This window comes from Streptomyces sp. NPDC047974 (assembly GCF_040653375.1).
Classification (GTDB): domain Bacteria; phylum Actinomycetota; class Actinomycetes; order Streptomycetales; family Streptomycetaceae; genus Streptomyces.
The window spans coordinates 641,673-660,397 of record NZ_JBEZNU010000001.1 but is presented as its reverse complement, the minus strand read 5'-3'; the positions used below and the strand labels follow the sequence as shown (position 1 = coordinate 660,397).

The window sequence follows — 18,725 nt, the reverse complement described above, 5'->3', positions numbered from 1 at the left end:
GCCTCCCTCCACTGCGCGCGGGAGCACCGTACCCGGCGCGCGGGCACGCCCGAGGGGCGGGCGTCCTCGTGGACGCCCGCCCCTCGGGCGGGTGCGGAGGCGGTCAGGCCTGGAAGCGGTAGACCGCCTGGGCGGCGCAGGCCGGCTTGTCGGCGCCGTCGATCTCCACGGTGAGGTCGACGGTGACCTCGACGCCGCCGCGGACGTCCTCGACGGAGGCGACGCGGCCGTGGGTGCGGATCTTCGAGCCGACGCGGACGGGAGAGGGGAAACGGACCTTGTTCAGGCCGTAGTTGACGGCCATCGACACGCCCTCGACCCGGAGGAGCTCGCTCCACATGGGGATGAGGAGGGAGAGGGTGAGGTAGCCGTGGGCGATGGTGCCGCCGAACGGGCCGGTGGCGGCCCGCTCCACGTCGACGTGGATCCACTGGTGGTCGTCGGTGGCGTCGGCGAAGGTGTCGACGCGGGACTGGGTGATCTCCACCCAGGAGCTGCGGCCGAGGTCGGCGCCGGCCTGGGCGCGGATCCCGTCGATGCCGTGGACGGTGAGGGACATGGGGTTCTCCAGGAGGTCAGTGGGCCGGAGCGCTGCCGTAGTGGTCCCGGAGGGGGCCCTTGAGCAGCTTTCCGGTGGCGTTGCGGGGCAGTTCGGGAGCGAGGACGACGCTCCGGGGGAGCTTGTAGCGGGCCAGCAGCTTTCCGAGGTGGGCGAGGAGCTCCTCGGCGGTGGGCTCGGTGCCGGGGCGGGGGACGACGACCGCGCGGCCCACCTCGCCCCAGCGGGCGTCGGGGACGCCGATGACGGCGGCCTCGGCGACGTCGGGGTGGCGGAGGAGGGCGTCCTCGACCTCGGCCGGGTAGATGTTCTCCCCGCCCGAGATGATCATGTCCTTGAGGCGGTCGACGAGCGTGACGTAGCCGTCGGCGTCGACGGCCGCGACGTCACCGGAGCGGAAGCGCCCCCCGTCGAGGAAGGCCTCGGCGGTCGCCTCGGGGAGGTTCCAGTAGCCCGGGGTCACGTTCGGCCCCGCGACCACGACCTCGCCGTTCTCGCCGGGCGCCGTCTCCGTGCCGTCCGGGCGGAGCACCGTGACGTCGGTGAAGAAGTGCGGCACGCCCGCCGAGCCGGCCTTGCGGGCCGCGTCGGCCCGGTCCAGGACCAGGGCGCCGGGCGACGCCTCGGTCATCCCGTACCCCTGGACGAAGACGAGCCCCCGTTCCAGATACGTCCGCGCGGTCCGGGTCGGGACGGGTGCGCCGCCGCACAGGAGGAGCCTCAGGCTGGTGAGGTCCGCCTCGCGCCAGCCGTGGGCCGCCGCCATCGCGTCGTACATCGTCGGCACGCCGAACAGGGCGGTGACGCCGTGGAGTCCGATGAGCCGCAGGACCCGTTCCGGGTCGAAGGCCGACTCCAGGAGGACCGTGCCGCCCTTGAGGAGGGTCGGCAGGCAGCTCATGCCGAGGGCGCCGGTGTGGAAGAGCGGGGCGCCGACGAGGGCGACCTCGTCCCCGGCGATGTCCGTGTCCACGACGACGTTGAGGCTGTTCCAGACGACGTTTCCGTGAGTGAGGACGGCGCCCTTGGCCCGGCCCGTGGTGCCCGAGGTGTACATGATGAGGCAGACGTCGTCGTGGCCCACCTCCTCGTCGATCTCCTCCGCCGGTGAGACCGCGAGCAGCTGCTCGTACCCCTGTCCCGGCCCGTCTCCCTCGACGCACAGGAGGCTCAAGGGGCCGCAGGCGGAGACGAGTTCGTCGACCTTGCCGTCCGGCTGGCGCGCGTGGACCAGCAACCTGGTGCCGGAGTCGGTCAGTTGCAAGGCGAGCTCGGCGACGGCGAGGCGGTTGTTGAGCGGGACGAAGACCGCCCCCAGGGTCCCGGCGGCGAACAGCGTCTCCAGGTACGCGGGATGGTTCGGGCCCAGGAAGGCGACCCGGTCCCCGCGCGCCACGCCCGCGCCCCGCAGGGCGTGCGCGAGCCGGGAGGAGCGGTCGTGGAGGGTCGCGTAGTCGTACGCGCGCCCCTCGTGGAGGAGGGCGGTGCGGCGGGGAGTCCGCCGGTTCCGGCGGGCCGGCCAGGACCCGATGCCCTGGTTGCGCATGGCGTCTCCCTCAGGTGGTGAGGCCGAGGAGCCGGGCCGCGTTCTCCTTGAGGATCTTCGGCCGGACCTCGTCCTTGATCGGCAGCCCGGCGAAGTCGGCGAGCCAGCGGTCCGGCGTCAGCAGCGGATAGTCCGAGCCGAAGAGGACCTTGTCCTGGAGCAGGCTGTTCGCGTAGCGGACGAGCTGCGGCGGGAAGTACTTCGGCGACCAGCCGGACAGGTCGATGTACACGTTCGGCTTGTGCGTCGCCACGGCGAGCGCCTCGTCCTGCCAGGGGAAGGACGGGTGGGCGAGGACGATCCGCATGCCGGGGAAGTCGGCGGCGACGTCGTCCACGTCCATCGGGTTCGAGTACTTCAGCCGGATGCCGCCGCCGCCCGGCGCGCCCGCGCCGATGCCGGTCTGCCCGGTGTGGAAGACCGCGATCGCGCCCGCGTCCTCGATGGCCTCGTACAGGGCGTACGCCATCCGGTCGTGGGGGTGGAACGCCTGGATGTTCGGGTGGAACTTGAAGCCCTTGACCCCGAACTCGTCGACGAGCCGCCGGATCTGACGGACCGCCGCCTTCCCTTTGTACGGGTCGACACCGGCGAAGGGGACGATCACGTCCGGGTTCGCGGCGGCCGCCTCGGCGATCTCCTCGTTCGGCACCGGCGGGGTGCCGGTGGCGGACTCCGCGTCCACCGTGAAGACCACGCAGGCCATCGACCGCTCGCGGTAGTACGCGGCGATCTCCGGCAGCGTCGGGTGCCGGTGATCCGCCCTGAAGTACGCGCCGGCGGCGGCGTCCAGCTCGGCCGAGAGCGACGCCCCGCCCTTCGCGGACACCTCCGCGTGGGCGTGCACGTCGATGGCGACGAGCGCGTCGAGGTCCAGCCCGGCGCCGCTCACAGGACCGGGGCGGGGATGCCGTAGGTCTCCGGGGAGCGGCCGACCGAGACCGGCCAGGCGGCGGCGATCGCGTCCGCGCTCCAGCCGCCGTCCGCGTACGCCACCGCGATCTCCCGCGGGTGCGACCACAGGGCGAGCTTGTCGCCGCCGATGCCGATGCACTGGCCGGTGACGCCGGCGGAGGCGTCCGAGGCCAGGAAGGTCACCAGGCCCGCGACGTCCTCGGGCGTGCCGAAGCCCTCGCCCTTGCGCAGGCTGTCCGGGAACGGCGTGCCGTCCCGCTCCAGGGCCTCGACGTGCGGGGCGAAGGCCGGGATCGTCTTCGTCATGGCGGTGGCGGCGACCGGGATGACGGCGTTGGCGGTGATGCCCGCGCGGCCCAGCTCCATCGCCCAGGTGCGGACCATGGCGGCGATGCCGGCCTTGGCGGCCGCGTAGTTGGTCTGGCCGAAGTTGCCGCGCTGCCCGGCCGGGGAGCCGGCGACCACGATCCGGCCGCCGTCGCCCTGCTCGCGCATGCGCTCCACGGCGGCGCGGACGCAGGTGAAGGTGGCGCGCAGGTGGACCCGGACGACGGTGTCGAAGTCCTCGTCGGTCATCTTCCACAGCACGCGGTCGCGGAGCACTCCGGCGTTGGTGACCATCGTGTCGATGCGGCCGAAGGCGTCGACGGCGCGGGCGACGAGCGCCTCGGCGGCCTCCGCCGTGCCGACCGGGACCACCTCGGCGACGGCCCGGCCGCCCGCCTCGGTGATCTCCTTCGCGGCCGCGGCGGCGGCCTCCGCGTCGACGTCGTTGACGACGACGGCCGCGCCGGCGGCCGCCAGGGAGCGGGCGTAGGCGAGGCCGAGCCCGCGGCCGCCACCGGTGACGACGGCCACCTTGCCGGTGAGGTCCACCGGGGGCGCCGGGTGCACCTGGGGAGAAGTCATGGACGGGGTCCTTCCCGTGAGTCGAGGGTCGCCGGGGGCGGGGCGCGGGATCGCCGCCTCGCTCACGCACCGGCGGCGCCAAAGCTAGGCACATTCTCGTCTGCGGTCAATGAAGTGCCGAATATTCGTCGGCCGGCCCCTCGCGCCCCGACCCCGCCCGCCTACGCTGTCCCCGTGACCCCACCCGCCCCGCAGCGCGCCCCGGAAACCGGGCCCGACGCCCCCGAACGCGGCTCCGCGCCCCGCCCCCAGTCCCTGATGCTGAGCTTTTTCGGCATCCATGTGCTCGGCACCGGCACCGCGCTCTCCTCGGCGAGCGTCATCGACGCCCTCGCCCGCGCCGACGTCGGCGAGGACGCCGTCCGCTCCACCCTGACCCGCATGGTCGGCCGTGGACTCCTGGACCGGCACCGCCGCGGCCGCCGCATGTACTTCTCGCTGACGGAACGCGCCGCCGCCGTCCTCGCCGACGGAGAGGAACGCATCCGGCGCACCGGCGCCGTCAACCACGCCTGGGACGGCACCTGGACCCTCGTCGGCTTCTCGCTCCCCGAGTCCTGGCGCCGGGAGCGCCACGACCTGCGCTCCCGGCTCGTCTGGGCCGGCTTCGGCCCGCTGCAGAGCGGCCTGTGGGCGGCGCCCGGCCGCGTCGACGTCGAACCGATCGCCGCGGAGCTCGGGCTCGGCGACCGTATCAGGGCCTTCCACGGCCAGACCGCCGCGCCGACCGAGGCCGGCCCCCTGCTGCGCACCGCCTTCGACCTCGACGCCATCGCCGCCGACTACGGCGCCTTCCTCGCCCGTTGGGGCGACGACGGGCCCGACTCCGCCGACGCCCGCGACGACCTCGGACGCCAGCTGCTGCTGCACACCGACTGGCTGGAACTCGTCCGCCGCGACCCGTACCTGCCCGCCGAACACCTCCCCGAGCAGTGGCCGGCCGAGGCCGCCGAACGCACCTTCCGGGCGCTCTCGGAGCGGTACGACCCCGGCGCCCGCCGCATCGCGGAAAGCCTCCTCGACCGCTGGGATCCGCACGCCTGAGGCCCCGCGCCCCGGCCCGGGCACCACCGTCGAGGCTTACGTCAACACCATTGACCTTGCCTTGCGCGGCCGGGTCTCATGGGCGGCACCTCGGAAGGAGCCCCGCGACCGGGCTCCTCCGCGACCCGGAGGACACCCCCATGGACCACCTGCACGCGCTGCGGGACGCCGCGCCGACTCCGTTCTGGCTCGACGACGCCCGCCGCCCCCAGGCCACCCCCGCCCTCGTCGGAGCCACCGGCTGCGACCTCCTCGTCGTCGGCGGCGGCTACACGGGCCTGTGGACCGCGCTCGTCGCCAAGGAGCGCGACCCCTCCGCCGACGTCGTCCTCGTCGAGGGCGAGGAGATCGGCCACGCCGCCTCCGGACGCAACGGCGGCTTCTGCGAGTCGAGCCTCACCCACGGCCTCGGCAACGGCCTGGACCGCTGGCCCGACGAGATCGCCACCCTCGAACGCCTCGGCCGCGAGAACCTCCAGGCCATGGAGGACGCCATCGAGCGGTACGGCATCGACTGCGACTGGCAGCGGACCGGCTCCCTCACCATCGCCACCGAACCCCACCAGGTCCCCTGGCTCGCCGAGGAGGCGGAGACCGCCGAGCGGTACGGCGCCACCACCGCCCTCCTCGACGCCGACGCCGTCCGCGCCGAGATCGACTCGCCGACCTTCCTCGGCGGCCTGTGGAACAAGAGCGACACGGCCATGGTCGACCCCGCCCGCCTCGCCTGGGGCCTCAAGCGGGCCTGCCTCGACCTCGGCGTCCGCGTCCACGAGCACACCCCGGCCCTCTCCCTCGACGAACACGGCCCCACCGTCGCCGTCCGCACCCCCTACGGCCGCGTCACCGCCCGCCGCGTCGCCCTCGCCACCAACGCCTACCCGTCGCTGCTGCGCCGCCACCGCCTCTACACGGTCCCCGTCTACGACTACGCGCTCATGACCGAACCGCTCAGCCGGGAGCAACTCGCCGCCGTCGGCTGGCACAACCGCCAGGGCTGGTCCGACCCCGCCAACCACTTCACCTACGTCCGCATCTCCGCCGACGACCGGATCCTGTGGGGCGGCTACGACGTCGTCTACCGCTACGCCGGCCGCGTCCGCGCCGAGCACGAGCGGCGGCCGGAGACCTTCGCCACCCTCGCCCGCACCTTCTTCCGCACCTTCCCGCAGCTGGAGGACGTCCGCTTCAGCCACGCCTGGGGCGGCGCGATCGACACCAGCACCCGCTTCTGCGTCTTCTTCGACACGAGCCACCGGGGCAAGGTCGCGTACGCCGCCGGCTTCACCGGCCTCGGCGTCGGCGCCACCCGCTTCGGCGCCGAGGTGATGCTCGACCTCCTGGCCGGCGAGCGCACCGAGCGCACCGCCCTCACACTCGTCCGCCGCAAGCCGCTGCCCTTCCCGCCGGAGCCCGTCCGCTCGATCGGCATCGGCATCACCCAGCGCTCGCTCACCCGCTCCGACCGCAACGAGGGCCGCCGCGACCTGTGGCTGCGCACCCTCGACCGCCTAGGCCTCGGCTTCGGCAGCTGACCGCCCCGTCCGCGACGTAGGCTGGCCTCCGGACTCGGGAGGACACGGTGAAGGACGCACGGCTGCTGCACGTCTTCGACATGGACGGGACGCTGCTGAGGGGCACCTCGGCCAGCCTGGAGATCGCCGCCCGCCTCGGCTGCCTGGCCGAACTCCACGCCCTGGAAGCCGAGTTCGCTGCGGGAGCCGTCGACACCCGGGGATTCGCCGCCGCCCTGCACGGGCTGTGGCACGACCTGACCCCCGGCGTCGTCGCCGAGGCCTTCGACGGGGCGCCGTGGATCGGTGGCCTCGGCGAGGTGCTCGCGGACATCCGGGCCCGGGGCGACCGGGCCGTCGTCGTCACCATGTCACCGGACTTCTTCGCCGACCGGCTCCGCGGCCTCGGCGTCGACGACGTGGTCGCCTCCGGCTTCCCGCCCCCGCCCTTCCGGGCGGCACCCGACCCGGCGCGGATCCTCGTACCCGGGGACAAGGTGACCGCCGTCGACCGCCTCCGCGGCGCCCTCGGCCTCGACCGCGACGCCTGCGTCGCCTACGGCGACTCCGGCTCCGACGTCCCCCTCTTCTCCGTCCTCCGCCACACGGTGGCGGTCAACGCCACCCCGGGCCTGCGCGCCCTGGCCCGCGCCGGTTACGACGGCGACGACCTGTGGGCCGCGTACACCCTGGGGAGAGAGCTGCGCGCCCGCGCCTGAACGGTCCGGCACGGGCGCGCTGTTCACGAGCGAGCAGTGATCACCAGGTGACGGCCTTGCCGCCGAACGTCACGGCGAGCGAGCCGTTCGCGGCGAAGGACCAGCCGAGGGCACCGCTGTAGTTCGCGCACCGCGAGCCGTTCGAGCCGGACCAGAACTGGTTGGTGGCATCGACGTCGCCCACGAGCTTGTCGTTGGTGCCGGAACTCGTGCTGCGGCAGGAGGTGTTGCCCCGGAAGACCGACGTGCCCGCCTCGAAGGTGTAGTTGCGCTGGGCGTTGTCGACCGAGATGTTCTCGGAGACCTTCAGCGAACCGGGGTTGCTGTTGTACGTGAAGCCGTGCTTGCCGTTGCGGTAGGCGATGCTGCGCCGCACGACGTGGTCGACGGCGATGGACTCCCCGCCGAGCTTGTAGCCGTTGCGGTCGCCGTTGGCGTTCACGGTGCCGTCGGAGAGGGTGCCGTTGGTGTACGCGAGGGAGTTCTCGATCGTCACCGGGTCGATCGGGCCGGTGTCCGGCTTGGTGTAGAGGTCCCAGCCGTCGTCGATGTTGTGGTGGGCGACCGCGTACCGGAAGACGTTGCCCGGCCCGGTGGTCAGCTTGGCGGCGAAGCCGTCGGCGTTCTCGCCGGCCGTGTCGGCGTTGTCGTGCGACTCGACGCTCACCATGAGGTTGCGGGCCGGCCACCGGTCGCGCGGGGTGGTGGAGCCGATGCGTCCGAGCTGGAGGCCGGTGTCGCGGTTGAAGCGGGTGACCGTGCGCTCGATGACGTTGTCGCTGCCGCCGACGTAGATGCCGTTGTCGCCGGCCCGCTGCACGATCAGCCCCTTCACGTGCCAGAAGTCGCCGTTCAGGGCGAGCCCCCGGTTGGAGGACGACTCGGCCATCGCGGAGAAGTCGAGCACCGGCGTCTCGCCCGGGTAGGCGGCGATCGTCTTGCGGGCGGCGGAGGTGCCGTTGTTGCCCGCCGCGACGGTGATCGTCTGGGCGTGCGCGTACGTACCGCCGCGCAGGTAGATCGTGCCGCCGGCACCGATCCGGGTGATCGCGGAGGCGAGCGTCGTCGGGTCGGACTCGGTGCCGGAGGCACCCGCGGACCCGGCGGGCGACACGTAGAGGGCGGGCCCGGAAGGCGCGGGCGAGTCGGCGGTGGTGAGTTCGACGTGGTCGACGTTGGGCAGCCCGGCGGCCGTCGTCGGGTTCAGCCGGACGGTGTTGGAGCCGGCCGCGACCGGCACGGTGAAGGTCTGCGTCGTCCAGCCGGTCCAGACGCCGGTGGACGCGAAGGGGGCCCCCGCCGCGACGGTCGCGCCGTTGACGACGACGTCGGCGGGGCGGGGCGCGGTCGTCCCGTTGGCGAACCGCACGCTGAGGGTCGCCGTCCCGGCGGCGGGAGCGGTGACGGTGAACTGGGCATACGCGCCGACGGCGTTGGTGCCGTTGCAGAAACCGCTGCCGGAGAACCCGGTCCAGTCGGAGTCGATCGTGCCGGTGCAGACGGCGGGCGAGACCTCGGCCTCGTACCGCCCTGTCGCGGCCTGGGCGCCGCCGGCGGCGCCCAGTGCGACGAGGGTGCCGGCGACGAGGCCCACGCTGACGGCGAGGGGAGTGGTGCGCATCGGTGTCTCCTGGTGGGGGAGGCGGCTCGGACACGGTGGGAGGCAGGGGAGAGCGCAGGGAAAGCGCTTTCTCGCTGCCGTGGGCGACGCTAGGGGGAGTGTCGGAGACACGTCAATATGCGGGTACGTGATCGAAGTTCACGAGTATGAACGCGAGGGGGGTGGTGCCCGGGCCCGGGAAATCCGTTGCCCGGCGCGGAAGGGCCCGGCCTATGATGCGCGGATGCCGGCGATCAGGAAGTTCCACATCACCGTCGACTGTGCGGAACCCGAGCGCGTCGCCCGCTTCTGGTGCGAGGTGCTGGGCCACGACGCACCCCCGCCGCCGGAGGCCTTCGCCACCTGGGCCGACTTCGAGCGGGCGCACCCCGGCCACGTGGGCTCGGCGCACGCCGTCATCAGCCCGAAGGACGACAGTCCGCGCATCTACTTCCAGCGCGTCCCCGAGGGCAAGACGGTCAAGAACCGCGTCCACCTCTGCGTCCGCGTCGCCACCGGCCTCGTGGGCCAGGAGCGCCTCGCCGCGCTGGAGGCCGAGTGCGCCCGTCTGGTCGCGCTCGGAGCCGTACGCTTCCGCCTGCTGGAGGCGGACGGCGAGAACGAGTCGTGCCTCGTGATGCAGGACATCGAGGGCAACGAGTTCTGCCTCGACTGAGCGTGCGCGGCCGCCGGCGCACGGACGGCCGAGACGCTCCGAACCGGCTGTACATTCGACCGAGTTGCCGGAGTGCGGGTCGGGGGGCGGACAGGGTGCGTGGGGAGAAGGCGTCGTCGCGGGTGGGACCGGCGTACCGGCGGAACGCGTGGACCCACGTCACCGGCTGGGGGATGCTGCTCAGCGCCACGGCGGCGGTCGGCAGCGCCCTGTGGGGCGTCAGCCCGTACCCGCCGCTGCTCACCGAGGCGGGTCTGGCCGCCCTCGCCGTGCTCTTCGCCGCCGCCTGGATCGTGGCCTCCCGCCGGACCCGGCGGCCCACCGGCCTCCCGTCGGCCGCCGGCGGCGGCCTGCGGTGGCTGGTCGCCTGGCTGGTGCCGCTGGCCACGATGGCCTGCTTCGACCTCGGGTTCATGGTGTCGCCGGAGTACGGGCGGGAGACGGCACGGCTGGAGGCGGCCCGGTTCGCGAGGTACTCCGTCACCGTCGTCCGGCTCGCCGGGGACCCGGTCCGCGGGGCCAACGCCTCCGACGAACCGGTGTACTTCGAGACCGACCTGGTCCTGCGCCTTCCGTACGACGACGGGCCGCGCGAGGTGACGGTCCCGGGCATGTACACCCGCCACGACCCGCCGAAGGCGGGCGCGAGCATCGACGTCTTCTACGCGCCCGGCGACGCGCGCCCGGACTCGCCGGTCCTGGAGGACGGCCGCCGCTGGGGCACGGGCGTGCTCGGCACCCGGCTCCTCCTGTTCACCCTCTTCCCGGTCGTCTTCGCGGGAGCCATCCTGACGGGCGTGCTCAAGCACGAAATGACGGGCGGCGTAAGGCGGTTCACTCCGTCCGCTCACCTCCCGGCCCTCGGCATCCTCCTCCTCGGCCTGCTGCTCCTCCTGCCGACCGCCCTCGGCCTCGACCCCGCGGGCCTGGCCCGCCCGGCCGCCTTCCTGTCCTGCGTGACCCCGGGCGCGGCCCTGGCCTGGCTGTGGCGGCACTCGTTCTAGCCGCCCGGCATCGGGGGGCGCCGAAGGAGTTCACTCGGCGTCGAGCTGGTGGTCGGCCCACACGTAACTCTCCGGCAGCAGGTCGGTGATGGGGACGGCACGCAGACGGTCGCCCCCGCCGACGATGACGTCGACGGCGGGGAAGTAGTCGAGGAGGACCTGGCGGCACCGGCCGCACGGGGGCACCACTCCGCGGTCCCGGTCGCCCACGGCGACGATCGTCGTCAGGTCGTACACGCCCTGGGCGGCTGCCGCGCCGAGGAGGACCAGCTCGGCACAGGGGCCGCCCGTGAAGTGGTAGGCGTTCACGGCCGTGACGATCCGGCCGTCCCGTGCGCGCCCGGCGGCCGCCATGGTGTGGTTGTCGCCCCGGCAGCGGGTGCGGGCGACCTGCGCCGCGGCCTGGACGAGTGCGTCGTCGACGGGCTTCTCGGCAGCGGGGCCGCCGGATCGCGCGGGCTTCTTCTCCGACATCGGTGAGCCTTCCGTCAGGGGGTGCGGGGAGTGCCCGCGTCGGTTCCGGTGTTGGCGGCCATCCGCCGCAGCACCTTCAGCGCCGCGACGTACTCCTCGTCGCTGACGCCCTCGTGGACCACGGCGCGCAGCCCGGTGGCCAGCTCGCGCACACGTACCCGGGCCGCCTCGCCCGCCTCGGTGAGGTGGAGGAGGCCGTCGGCGTCCGCTCGCAGCCACGCGCGGTGGAGCAACTGGTCGACGACCCGCGGGATCTCGTGCGGCCCGTCGGCGAGCGGCGTGAGCGCGTCCGCCACCTCCTGCCGACTCGGGGCACCCGCACCGTACTTGAGGTGGTTGAGCACCCAGTACTGAGGCTGGGTCACATCGATCCGCGCCATCTCGTCCCGCAGTCGCCGGGTGACGGCAGCGTGGACGAGCCCGCTCCAATAGCCGATCGGCTGCGTGGCGAGCGCCTCGTCGCCGGCGGCGGGATCGGCCGGTGCCTGGTCGGTGGGGGGCGGGGTGGGCGTCTCGGTGGAGGTCCGGGATGTCGACAGTTCCATGATCATGACGTTACCCGCTCCGGCGGGAGGACAGGGGGGAGGGGGGCGTGGGCGGCGGAAATCCGTTTGACCGGGGTTCGGGGGCGGCGCTCCACTGGGGCCCGGACACCACGAGGCGTGGTGCGGGGATGCGGGGAGGCTGCGGAAGCGATGGAGATCCGTTCGACGACAGGCGAGGACCTCGACGTCTTCGTCGACACCTTGCACGCCGCCTTCGGACTTTCCCGGGAGACGCCGGGCGTGGACGGCGGCGGTCTGTGGTGGTCGGCGATCGAGATGGACAGGAACCTGCTCGCGCTGACCGAGGACGGACGGCCTGTCGGCACCGCCGGCGCGTACTCCTTCGAGCTCACCCTGCCCGGGGAGACCGTGGTCCCGGTCTCCGGCGTGACGGCCGTCGGCGTCCTGCCCACGCACCGACGGCAAGGAGTCCTCAGCGCCCTGATGCGCCGTCAACTCGCCGACCTGCGCGAGCGCGGCGAGATCCTCTCCGTGCTGCTCGCCTCCGAGGCGCTCATCTACCGAAGGTTCGGCTACGGGCCCGCGACCTACACGACCCGGATGACCGTGCAGCGACACCGGTCCGCCTTCGCGCCGCCCCGCCCGCTCGCCGCCGCCGCCGCCGCCGCCGACACCCGGCCGGGCTCGGTCGAGCTGCTGCGCCGCGCCGACTGCGGCGCGATCCTCGAAGAGGTCTACGACCGGTACCGCCTCGCCCAGCCGGGCGCGCTCACGCGCCCGCACCGCTGGTGGGAGCTGGGCGCCGGGCAGCCGCCGGTCGCGAAGACGCCGCGGTACGTGGCTCTGCACCGGGACGCCGACGGGACCCCGGACGGCTACGCCTCGTACTCCGTCGACGCCGGAACCCTCACCGTCGACGAGATCATCACCACCGACGACGCGGTCTTCGCGGACCTGGCGCGGTACGCCCTCGGCCACGACCTCGTGACCCAGGTCGTCTTCAAGCAGGTTCCGCGCGACCATCCGCTGCGCTACCGGCTCGCGGACTTCCGCGCGGGGGACGTGAGTCACGACACCGACTGGCTCTGGGTGCGTCTTCTCGACGTCCCGCGCGCGCTGGCCACGCGCGCGTGGGCCACGGACGGTGAACTCGTCCTGGACGTCGACGACCCCTTCCTCGGCGAGCGGACCGGCTACCTCCTCACGGTCCGGGACGGCAAGGCCGACTGCACCACCACGGACCGCCGCCCCGACCTCTCCCTGGACGTGAGCGACCTCGGCTCCCTCTACCTCGGCGGTACGACCCCGAGCACCCTGGTCCGAGCCGGCCACATCCGTGCCCACCACCCCGCCGCGGCCCGCCAGGCGGACGCGCTCTTCCACCCGGAGCGCCCGCCGCACTGCCTGAGCTGGTTCTGAGGACGGAGGGGGCGGGCCGGGAGCGATCCCGGGGCTGGTGCTGGGGTGCTGGGGTGCTGGGGTGCCGGGAGCCGGGCGCAGGACAGGGGCCGGGGCTGGGTTGAGAGCAGGGTGGGGGAGCGGCCGGCGGCGCCGGGGCTTCCGGGCCCGGGCTCCCGTGTCGGGACTCCCGTGTCGGGGCTCCCGGGCGCGGGCCGGGGTCCAGGGGCGTCGAGCGGTCGCGCCCGTACCCGTCGGTCGCGCCCGTACCCGTACCCGTACGGGTCTCAGGCGTCTTCCGGCCAGGCGTCGCTGCGCCATTCGCGTTCCTCCACGCCCCGGTCCCGGTGCGCGGAGAGCGCGGCGGCGAGGTCTCCGTGGACCGTGACGACCACCTTTCCGTCCCCGAAGTCGCCCCCGTCCCCGGACGCCCCGCTCTCCGGCACGGCGGCGAGTTCGAGGCCGCGGCCCTCCGCGGCGAGCCTCAGCGCGGCCTCCGACACGGCCAGACGGCCGCCGTCGGACCAGCCGCGCAGCCCGGTCAGGTCCAGCACGACCGGCCCGGTGCCCCGGGCGAGCGCCCAGCCGACGGCTCCCTGGAACCGTCCCACGGCCTCCTGCCCCAGGAAGCCCGCCAGAGAGAGCACACCGAGGCCGGGGTGGATGGTGTAGCGCCACTCGATGGTCATCGTCGTCTCTCCTCGCTCCCGGCCAGGTCCCGGCCGTCCGCAGCATCCTCACCCGAAGGCCCGTCCGCCCGCACGACGGTCCACGGATCGGTCATCCGTCCCGGGACGCCCTGCCACGCCCGTGCTCCCCGCTCCCTACGATGGGCGCATGGTGGATCCAGTCCGTGACGCCCGTGAAGTACGTGAAGTACGTGAAGCGCGTGAAGTACGCGAGGAGCGGGACGAGCGCGCAGAGGCCGTGTCCCCCGTCCATCCACGGACCCCGGGGGCACCGGAGCTCGCGGCGGCGGCGGAGGTCTTCGGGCTGCTCAGCGACCCGACGCGGCTGCAGCTGCTGTGGGTGCTGACGCGCGGGGAGGCCGATGTCACCGCGCTGACCGAGGCGTGCGGCGCGGCGCGGCCCGCGGTGAGCCAGCACCTCGCGAAGCTGCGCCTCGGCGGCCTCGTACAGGCCCGGAAGGACGGGCGGCGGGTGGTGTACACGCTGCCGGACGGGCATCTGAAGCGGCTGGTCGTCGAGGCGCTGAACCGGGCCGATCACGTGGTGACGGGCGAACCCTGGCACGACTGAGCGCGCCGCCCCGTCGCGTAGCGGGCCCTCTCCTCACGCATACATGTGCGCACGTGTGCACGTGTCGGCTACCGTGAAGGGGACCGCACCCGCTGCCGAACGAGGGCGACCCCATGCTGTCCGTCCTGCGCGACCGCACCTACCTGCACCTCTTCCTCGCCCAGGTCGTCGCCCTCACCGGCACCGGCCTGGCCACCGTCGCGCTCGCGCTCCTCGCGTACGACCTCGCCGGCGGACAGGCCGCCGCGGTGCTCGGCACCGCGCTCGCGCTCAAGATGACGGCGTACGTCGGTCTGGCGCCGCTCGCCGGGGCCCTGGCCCGCCGGGTACCGCGCCGGACGCTGCTCGTCGGGGCCGACCTCGTACGGCTGCTCGCCGCGCTGGTCCTGCCGTTCGTGGACCGGGTCTGGCAGGTGTACGCGCTCGTGCTGCTGCTCCAGGCCGCCTCGGCGGTCTTCACCCCCGCCTTCCAGGCCACGATTCCGGGCGTCCTGCCCCGCGAGGGCGACTACACCCGGGCCCTCACCCTCTCGCGGCTCGCCTACGACCTGGAGAGCCTCGTCAGCCCGGTCCTCGCCGCCGCCCTCCTCGCGTTCATGCCGTACGGGTGGCTGTTCGCCGGCACCGCAGCCGGGTTCCTCCTCTCCGCACTCCTCGTCCTGCCCCTGCGACTCCCCGCGGACGAGGACGCTTCCGTGCGCGACGGCGCCCCCGGCACCGACCCCGGCTCCGGTGCGGGCGGCGGCCCCGGCCCCGGCTCCGGCACCGGCCTTGGCACCGGCTCCGGCACGGGCGGCGGCCTCGGCACCGGCCTTGGCACCGGCTCCGGCACCGGCACGGGCGGCGGCTCCGGCTCCGGTCGCGGGAAGGCGCGCGGTCCGGGGGCCTCACGGGTCCTCGGCGCCCGGGTCTTCCTCGCGACCCCTCGGCTGCGGGCCCTGCTCGCGCTCGACCTGGCGGTCGCCGCCGCCGGAGCGCTGGTGCTCGTCGACACGGTCGTCCTCGTCCAGGACGGCCTCGGCCGGCCGGCCGGAGACGTCTCCCTCGCCCTCGCCGCGTACGGCGCCGGCTCGATGACCGTCGCCCTGCTGCTCCCGCGCGTCCTGGGCCGTACCGGCGACCGCGCCCTCATGCTCCCCGCCGCCGGCGCGCTCGCCGCGGCCCTCGGCCTGCTGACCGCCGGACTCGCCTCCGGCTGGGCCGACGCCCACCCGGCGGCCGCCTGGCCCGCGCTGCTGCTCCTCTGGCTCTGCCTGGGCGCCGCGACCTCCGCCGTCCTCACCCCCGGCGGGCGGCTGCTGCGCAGATCCGCCGCCGCTGCCGACCTGCCCGGGCTCTTCGCCGCCCACTTCTCCCTCTCGCACGGCTGCTGGCTGCTCACCTATCCGCTGGCCGGCTGGCTCGCCTCCCGCGCGGGGCTCGCCGCCTCCGCCGCCGCCCTCGGCGTCGTGGCCCTGACCGCCGCGCTCGCCGCCGCCCGCCTCTGGCCGCGCAGCGACCCCGAGGAGCTCGCGCACGCCCATCCCGAACTCCCCGCCGGCCACCCCCACATGGCCGACGCGGCCGGCGCCGGACCCGTACGCGTGCACGTCCACGCCTTCCGCATCGACGCCCTCCACCGCCACTGGCCCACCCCCGCGGGGTGAGGGAAATCCGGTCGAGCCGACGGGGAACGCCTGCGAGAGTGGCCCGGGTCAGCCGCAGCCGCCGAGAGGAACCTCCGTGCCCCGCGCCGTCCGCCTCATCCGTTCCGCCTCCCTGTCCGACGTCGCCGAGTACGCCTACGCGGCCACCGCGCCCGCCGAGGCCCGGCTGATCTTCCTCGCCGGTGCCTGCCCGCTCGACGCCGACGGGGCCACCGTGGCCGTCGGGGACGTCCCCGGGCAGGCCGCCGCCTGCGTCGCGAACCTGCGGACGGCCCTGGAGGACGCCGGCGCCGGGATCGGGGACGTCATCAGCACCCGGGTGCTCGTCGCGACGACGCACCAGAAGGACCTGGTGGCCGCCTGGCAGGTCGTACGGGACGCCTTCGGCGACCACGACGTGCCCAGCACGCTGATGGGCGTCACCGTGCTGGGATACGCCGACCAGCTCGTCGAGATCGAGGCCGTCGCCGCCGTGGTCGACGCCTGACCGCCGCTCACGCGGGGTGGCGCGTCCACAGCGTCAGATCGCTGGACGTGGCGACGGCGAGGGTCTGTCCGGACGGGGAGAAACCGGCGGCGCGCAGCGTCGACCAGGTGGAGTGGAAGACGTGCCACCAGCCCTCGGTGTGCGGCGGGCGGTGCCAGCCGCCGCCGTTGTCCGAGAGGAGGATCCGGTGGTGCGGCCAGTCGGGGGCCACGACGTCCACCGACCAGCCGTCGCCGCTCGTGCCGTGCAGCCCGCCGCCGTACAGCCCGGCGACCCGCACCCGCCCGCCGGCCGGCGGGCCGATCCAGGGGCACGAGAGGTCGGGCGTGCCGTCCGGCCCGTCGTCCTCCGGGTCCCGGTCCCGTGCGATCCGCTCGCCCGTCACCGCGTCGAAGACGCCGTACCCCTGGGTCGAGACGACCATGACCAGGTCGTGGCCGGTCTCGGGGTCCACCCCGAAGCCGATGCCGGTGAGCCCGCCGACGGCCGCGTGGCCGCCGAACACGTTCCGCCACGGCGCGGGCGCCGGTACGACCGGCGCGGCCAGCAGGCGTTCGCGCAACTTCTCCTGGTAGGGGGTCAGGGTGGAGGCGGCCGCGGGGGAGCCCGCGGGGGAGTCCATGGACGAGTCCGCGGCGGTGTCCTGGGGGGCGTCCTGGGAGGTGCCCCGGGAGGCGTCTTCCGGGAGGGCCGGGCCGGTGTTCCTTCGCATGCCCCGATGATGACGGACCGCTCGCGCGCGACCGTGCCCCGGGGCCGGACTGCCTGCCTGGCCGGTACCGGAGGGTGGCGGCCGGAACGCGACGGTGGTGGAGGGAGGGGTGGTTCGTGGGGGTTCGACAGGGGATCGGGGGACTGCGTGTGTCCGCCGCGTGTCGGATCCATGACAAGGACTCAACTTCCTTGATCCTCCCGGGCGGTGAGGAACAGGCTTCTGCCCACGCCGATCGGAGGAGACCTCTCCCCGGCGGAGCGTGCGACCGCACGCGACCCACCCCCACGTACGTGCCCGCCCGACCCAGGGCGCGCCGCCAAGAGGAGGAACCCCTCACCATGGCACTCCCCACGCACCGCCCCTCGCGCCGGAACCTGATCGCCGCCACCACCACCGCGGCCTCCGCCGCCGCTGTCGCCGCGCTCGTCACCGGCCTCGCGGTGGCCCCCGCACAGGCCGCCCCGGCACCGGCCCCCGCCGAGGGCGTCGTCGTCGCCGCGGGCTCCCCCGACGCCGTCGAGGGCAGCTACCTCGTCACGCTCAAGCCGGGAGCCGGCTTCGCCGCCGGGTCCGCCAAGGGACGCGGGCTCATAGCCGGTTACGGCGGCAAGGTCGGCAAGACCTTCGGTGCCGCGCTCAACGGCTACACCGTCAGCCTCGACGCCGCGGCCGCCCGCCGGCTCGCCGCCGACCCGTCCGTGGCCACCGTCGAGCAGAACCGCGTCGTCCGCGCCGACGCCACCCAGACCAACGCCCCCTGGGGCCTCGACCGCATCGACCAGGCCGCCCTGCCGCTCTCGGGCACCTACACCTACCCCGACAGCGCGGGCGCCGGAGTCACCGCGTACGTCATCGACACCGGCGTACGCGTCAGCCACAGCGAGCTCGCCGGCCGGGCGGTCGACGGCTACGACGCCGTCGAGGGCGACAACGTCGCGCAGGACGGCAACGGCCACGGCACCCACGTCGCCACCACCATCGCCGGCTCCACCTACGGCGTCGCGAAGGCGGCCAAGGTCGTCGCCGTCCGCGTCCTCGACGCCAACGGGTCCGGCACCACCGCCGGCGTGGTCGCCGGCATCGACTGGGTGACCGCCCACCACCCCGCCGGAGCCCCCGCCGTCGCCAACCTCTCCCTCGGCGGCGGCGCCTCCACCACCCTCGACAACGCCGTCAAGCGCTCCATCGCCGACGGCGTCACCTACGCCGTCGCCGCCGGCAACTCCGGCGTCAACGCCCGCAACTCCTCGCCCGCCCGCGTGACCGAGGCCATCACCGTCGGCGCCACCGACAGCGCGGACGCGAAGGCGAGCTGGTCCAACTACGGTTCCGTCCTCGACCTGTTCGCCCCCGGTGTCTCCATCAAGGCCGGCTGGCACACCAGCGACACCGCCACCAACACCATCTCCGGCACCTCCATGGCCACCCCGCACGTCGCCGGAGCCGCCGCCGTCTACCTCGCCGGCCACACCTCCGCCACCCCCGCCCAGGTCGCCGCCGCCCTGGTGAACGGCGCCACCCCCGACAAGGTGACCAGCCCGGGCACCGGCTCCCCCAACCGCCTCCTGCGCCTCGTTCCGTAAGCGCTCTCCCGGATCCGATGTCTCGGATCCAACCTCTCGGATCCAACCTCTCGGATCCAACCTCTCGGATCCAATATCTGGATATCGGATCCGAGATGCTGGATCCCGGATTTTGGATGTCGGATATTGGATCCAGCGAGTCGACTGCGCCCCGGCACCCCCCACCACAG

General features: G+C 74.1%; 19 protein-coding genes. 10 read left to right on the top strand and 9 right to left on the bottom strand.

Translation table 11 applies throughout. From position 1 onward, the window contains the following. Positions 1 to 103 precede the first annotated feature (103 nt). Genes AB0E19_RS02980 through AB0E19_RS02965 form a run of 4 tightly spaced genes read right to left on the bottom strand, consistent with a single transcriptional unit; the run spans position 104 to position 3,929 of the window. Positions 104 to 559, bottom strand: a complete 456-nt coding sequence (locus tag AB0E19_RS02980; protein ID WP_362172162.1) for a MaoC family dehydratase — start codon at positions 557 to 559, stop codon at positions 104 to 106. A gap of 16 nt (positions 560 to 575) precedes the next feature. Beyond that, positions 576 to 2,105, bottom strand: coding sequence for a long-chain fatty acid--CoA ligase (locus AB0E19_RS02975; RefSeq protein ID WP_362172158.1), 1,530 nt, complete (start codon positions 2,103 to 2,105; stop codon positions 576 to 578). A gap of 10 nt (positions 2,106 to 2,115) precedes the next feature. Continuing rightward, complete coding sequence (locus AB0E19_RS02970) at positions 2,116 to 2,982, bottom strand: amidohydrolase family protein (RefSeq protein ID WP_362172342.1); 867 nt, start codon at positions 2,980 to 2,982, stop codon at positions 2,116 to 2,118. An 11-nt stretch (positions 2,983 to 2,993) separates the two neighbouring features. Further along, positions 2,994 to 3,929 carry an SDR family oxidoreductase gene (locus tag AB0E19_RS02965; RefSeq protein ID WP_362172155.1) on the bottom strand — a complete coding sequence of 312 codons (936 nt, stop codon included), beginning with the start codon at positions 3,927 to 3,929 and terminating at the stop codon, positions 2,994 to 2,996. A gap of 174 nt (positions 3,930 to 4,103) precedes the next feature. On the opposite strand from AB0E19_RS02965, the gene AB0E19_RS02960 reads away from it, so the two are divergent. From AB0E19_RS02960 to AB0E19_RS02950, 3 genes are all read left to right on the top strand, one after another. Then, positions 4,104 to 4,973 (top strand): PaaX family transcriptional regulator C-terminal domain-containing protein, encoded by an 870-nt coding sequence (locus AB0E19_RS02960; protein WP_362172152.1) that lies wholly within the window; start codon positions 4,104 to 4,106, stop codon positions 4,971 to 4,973. Positions 4,974 to 5,113: 140 nt separating this feature from the next. After that, positions 5,114 to 6,508 (top strand): FAD-dependent oxidoreductase, encoded by a 1,395-nt coding sequence (locus AB0E19_RS02955; protein ID WP_362172149.1) that lies wholly within the window; start codon positions 5,114 to 5,116, stop codon positions 6,506 to 6,508. A 47-nt stretch (positions 6,509 to 6,555) separates the two neighbouring features. Continuing rightward, entirely contained in the window at positions 6,556 to 7,206 is a 651-nt protein-coding gene (locus AB0E19_RS02950; RefSeq protein ID WP_362172146.1) for an HAD-IB family phosphatase, read from the top strand. Between the two features lie 40 nt (positions 7,207 to 7,246). Here AB0E19_RS02950 and AB0E19_RS02945 read toward each other — a convergent pair whose 3' ends face one another. After that, positions 7,247 to 8,827 carry a carbohydrate-binding protein gene (locus tag AB0E19_RS02945; RefSeq protein WP_362172143.1) on the bottom strand — a complete coding sequence of 527 codons (1,581 nt, stop codon included), beginning with the start codon at positions 8,825 to 8,827 and terminating at the stop codon, positions 7,247 to 7,249. A 223-nt stretch (positions 8,828 to 9,050) separates the two neighbouring features. Between AB0E19_RS02945 and AB0E19_RS02940 the strand changes: the two genes are divergently transcribed. Together AB0E19_RS02940 and AB0E19_RS02935 are read left to right on the top strand one after the other, a co-directional pair. Continuing rightward, the gene (locus AB0E19_RS02940; RefSeq protein WP_362172140.1) at positions 9,051 to 9,482 is read left to right on the top strand and encodes a VOC family protein; all 432 of its coding nucleotides are present in this window, start codon (positions 9,051 to 9,053) and stop codon (positions 9,480 to 9,482) included. Between the two features lie 122 nt (positions 9,483 to 9,604). Further along, complete coding sequence (locus tag AB0E19_RS02935) at positions 9,605 to 10,486, top strand: hypothetical protein (RefSeq protein ID WP_362172136.1); 882 nt, start codon at positions 9,605 to 9,607, stop codon at positions 10,484 to 10,486. 30 nt (positions 10,487 to 10,516) lie between these two features. Here the strand turns inward: AB0E19_RS02935 and AB0E19_RS02930 are convergent, their stop codons facing one another. Beyond that, positions 10,517 to 10,960, bottom strand: coding sequence for a cytidine deaminase (locus AB0E19_RS02930; RefSeq protein WP_362172133.1), 444 nt, complete (start codon positions 10,958 to 10,960; stop codon positions 10,517 to 10,519). Between the two features lie 14 nt (positions 10,961 to 10,974). Beyond that, positions 10,975 to 11,505 (bottom strand): MarR family winged helix-turn-helix transcriptional regulator, encoded by a 531-nt coding sequence (locus AB0E19_RS02925; RefSeq protein WP_362172130.1) that lies wholly within the window; start codon positions 11,503 to 11,505, stop codon positions 10,975 to 10,977. Positions 11,506 to 11,655: 150 nt separating this feature from the next. On the opposite strand from AB0E19_RS02925, the gene AB0E19_RS02920 reads away from it, so the two are divergent. Then, positions 11,656 to 12,885: a GNAT family N-acetyltransferase gene (locus AB0E19_RS02920; RefSeq protein WP_362172127.1), complete on the top strand. Its 1,230-nt coding sequence runs from the start codon at positions 11,656 to 11,658 to the stop codon at positions 12,883 to 12,885. 266 nt (positions 12,886 to 13,151) lie between these two features. Here AB0E19_RS02920 and AB0E19_RS02915 read toward each other — a convergent pair whose 3' ends face one another. Then, the gene (locus AB0E19_RS02915) at positions 13,152 to 13,553 is read right to left on the bottom strand and encodes an anti-sigma factor antagonist (protein ID WP_362172124.1); all 402 of its coding nucleotides are present in this window, start codon (positions 13,551 to 13,553) and stop codon (positions 13,152 to 13,154) included. A gap of 148 nt (positions 13,554 to 13,701) precedes the next feature. Between AB0E19_RS02915 and AB0E19_RS02910 the strand changes: the two genes are divergently transcribed. The 3 genes from AB0E19_RS02910 to AB0E19_RS02900 all read left to right on the top strand — a co-directional run bounded on the left by AB0E19_RS02910 (position 13,702) and on the right by AB0E19_RS02900 (position 16,257). Beyond that, entirely contained in the window at positions 13,702 to 14,124 is a 423-nt protein-coding gene (locus tag AB0E19_RS02910) for a metalloregulator ArsR/SmtB family transcription factor (protein WP_362172121.1), read from the top strand. 113 nt (positions 14,125 to 14,237) lie between these two features. Next, entirely contained in the window at positions 14,238 to 15,770 is a 1,533-nt protein-coding gene (locus tag AB0E19_RS02905) for an MFS transporter (RefSeq protein WP_362172118.1), read from the top strand. Between the two features lie 76 nt (positions 15,771 to 15,846). Continuing rightward, on the top strand, positions 15,847 to 16,257 hold the full coding sequence (locus AB0E19_RS02900; protein ID WP_362172115.1) for a Rid family hydrolase: 411 nt from the start codon (positions 15,847 to 15,849) through the stop codon (positions 16,255 to 16,257). A 7-nt stretch (positions 16,258 to 16,264) separates the two neighbouring features. On the opposite strand, the gene AB0E19_RS02895 is transcribed toward AB0E19_RS02900, so the two are convergent. Beyond that, positions 16,265 to 16,879: a hypothetical protein gene (locus AB0E19_RS02895; protein WP_362172339.1), complete on the bottom strand. Its 615-nt coding sequence runs from the start codon at positions 16,877 to 16,879 to the stop codon at positions 16,265 to 16,267. A 431-nt stretch (positions 16,880 to 17,310) separates the two neighbouring features. On the opposite strand from AB0E19_RS02895, the gene AB0E19_RS02890 reads away from it, so the two are divergent. Then, positions 17,311 to 18,555 (top strand): S8 family peptidase, encoded by a 1,245-nt coding sequence (locus AB0E19_RS02890; RefSeq protein ID WP_362172112.1) that lies wholly within the window; start codon positions 17,311 to 17,313, stop codon positions 18,553 to 18,555. Positions 18,556 to 18,725 lie beyond the last annotated feature (170 nt).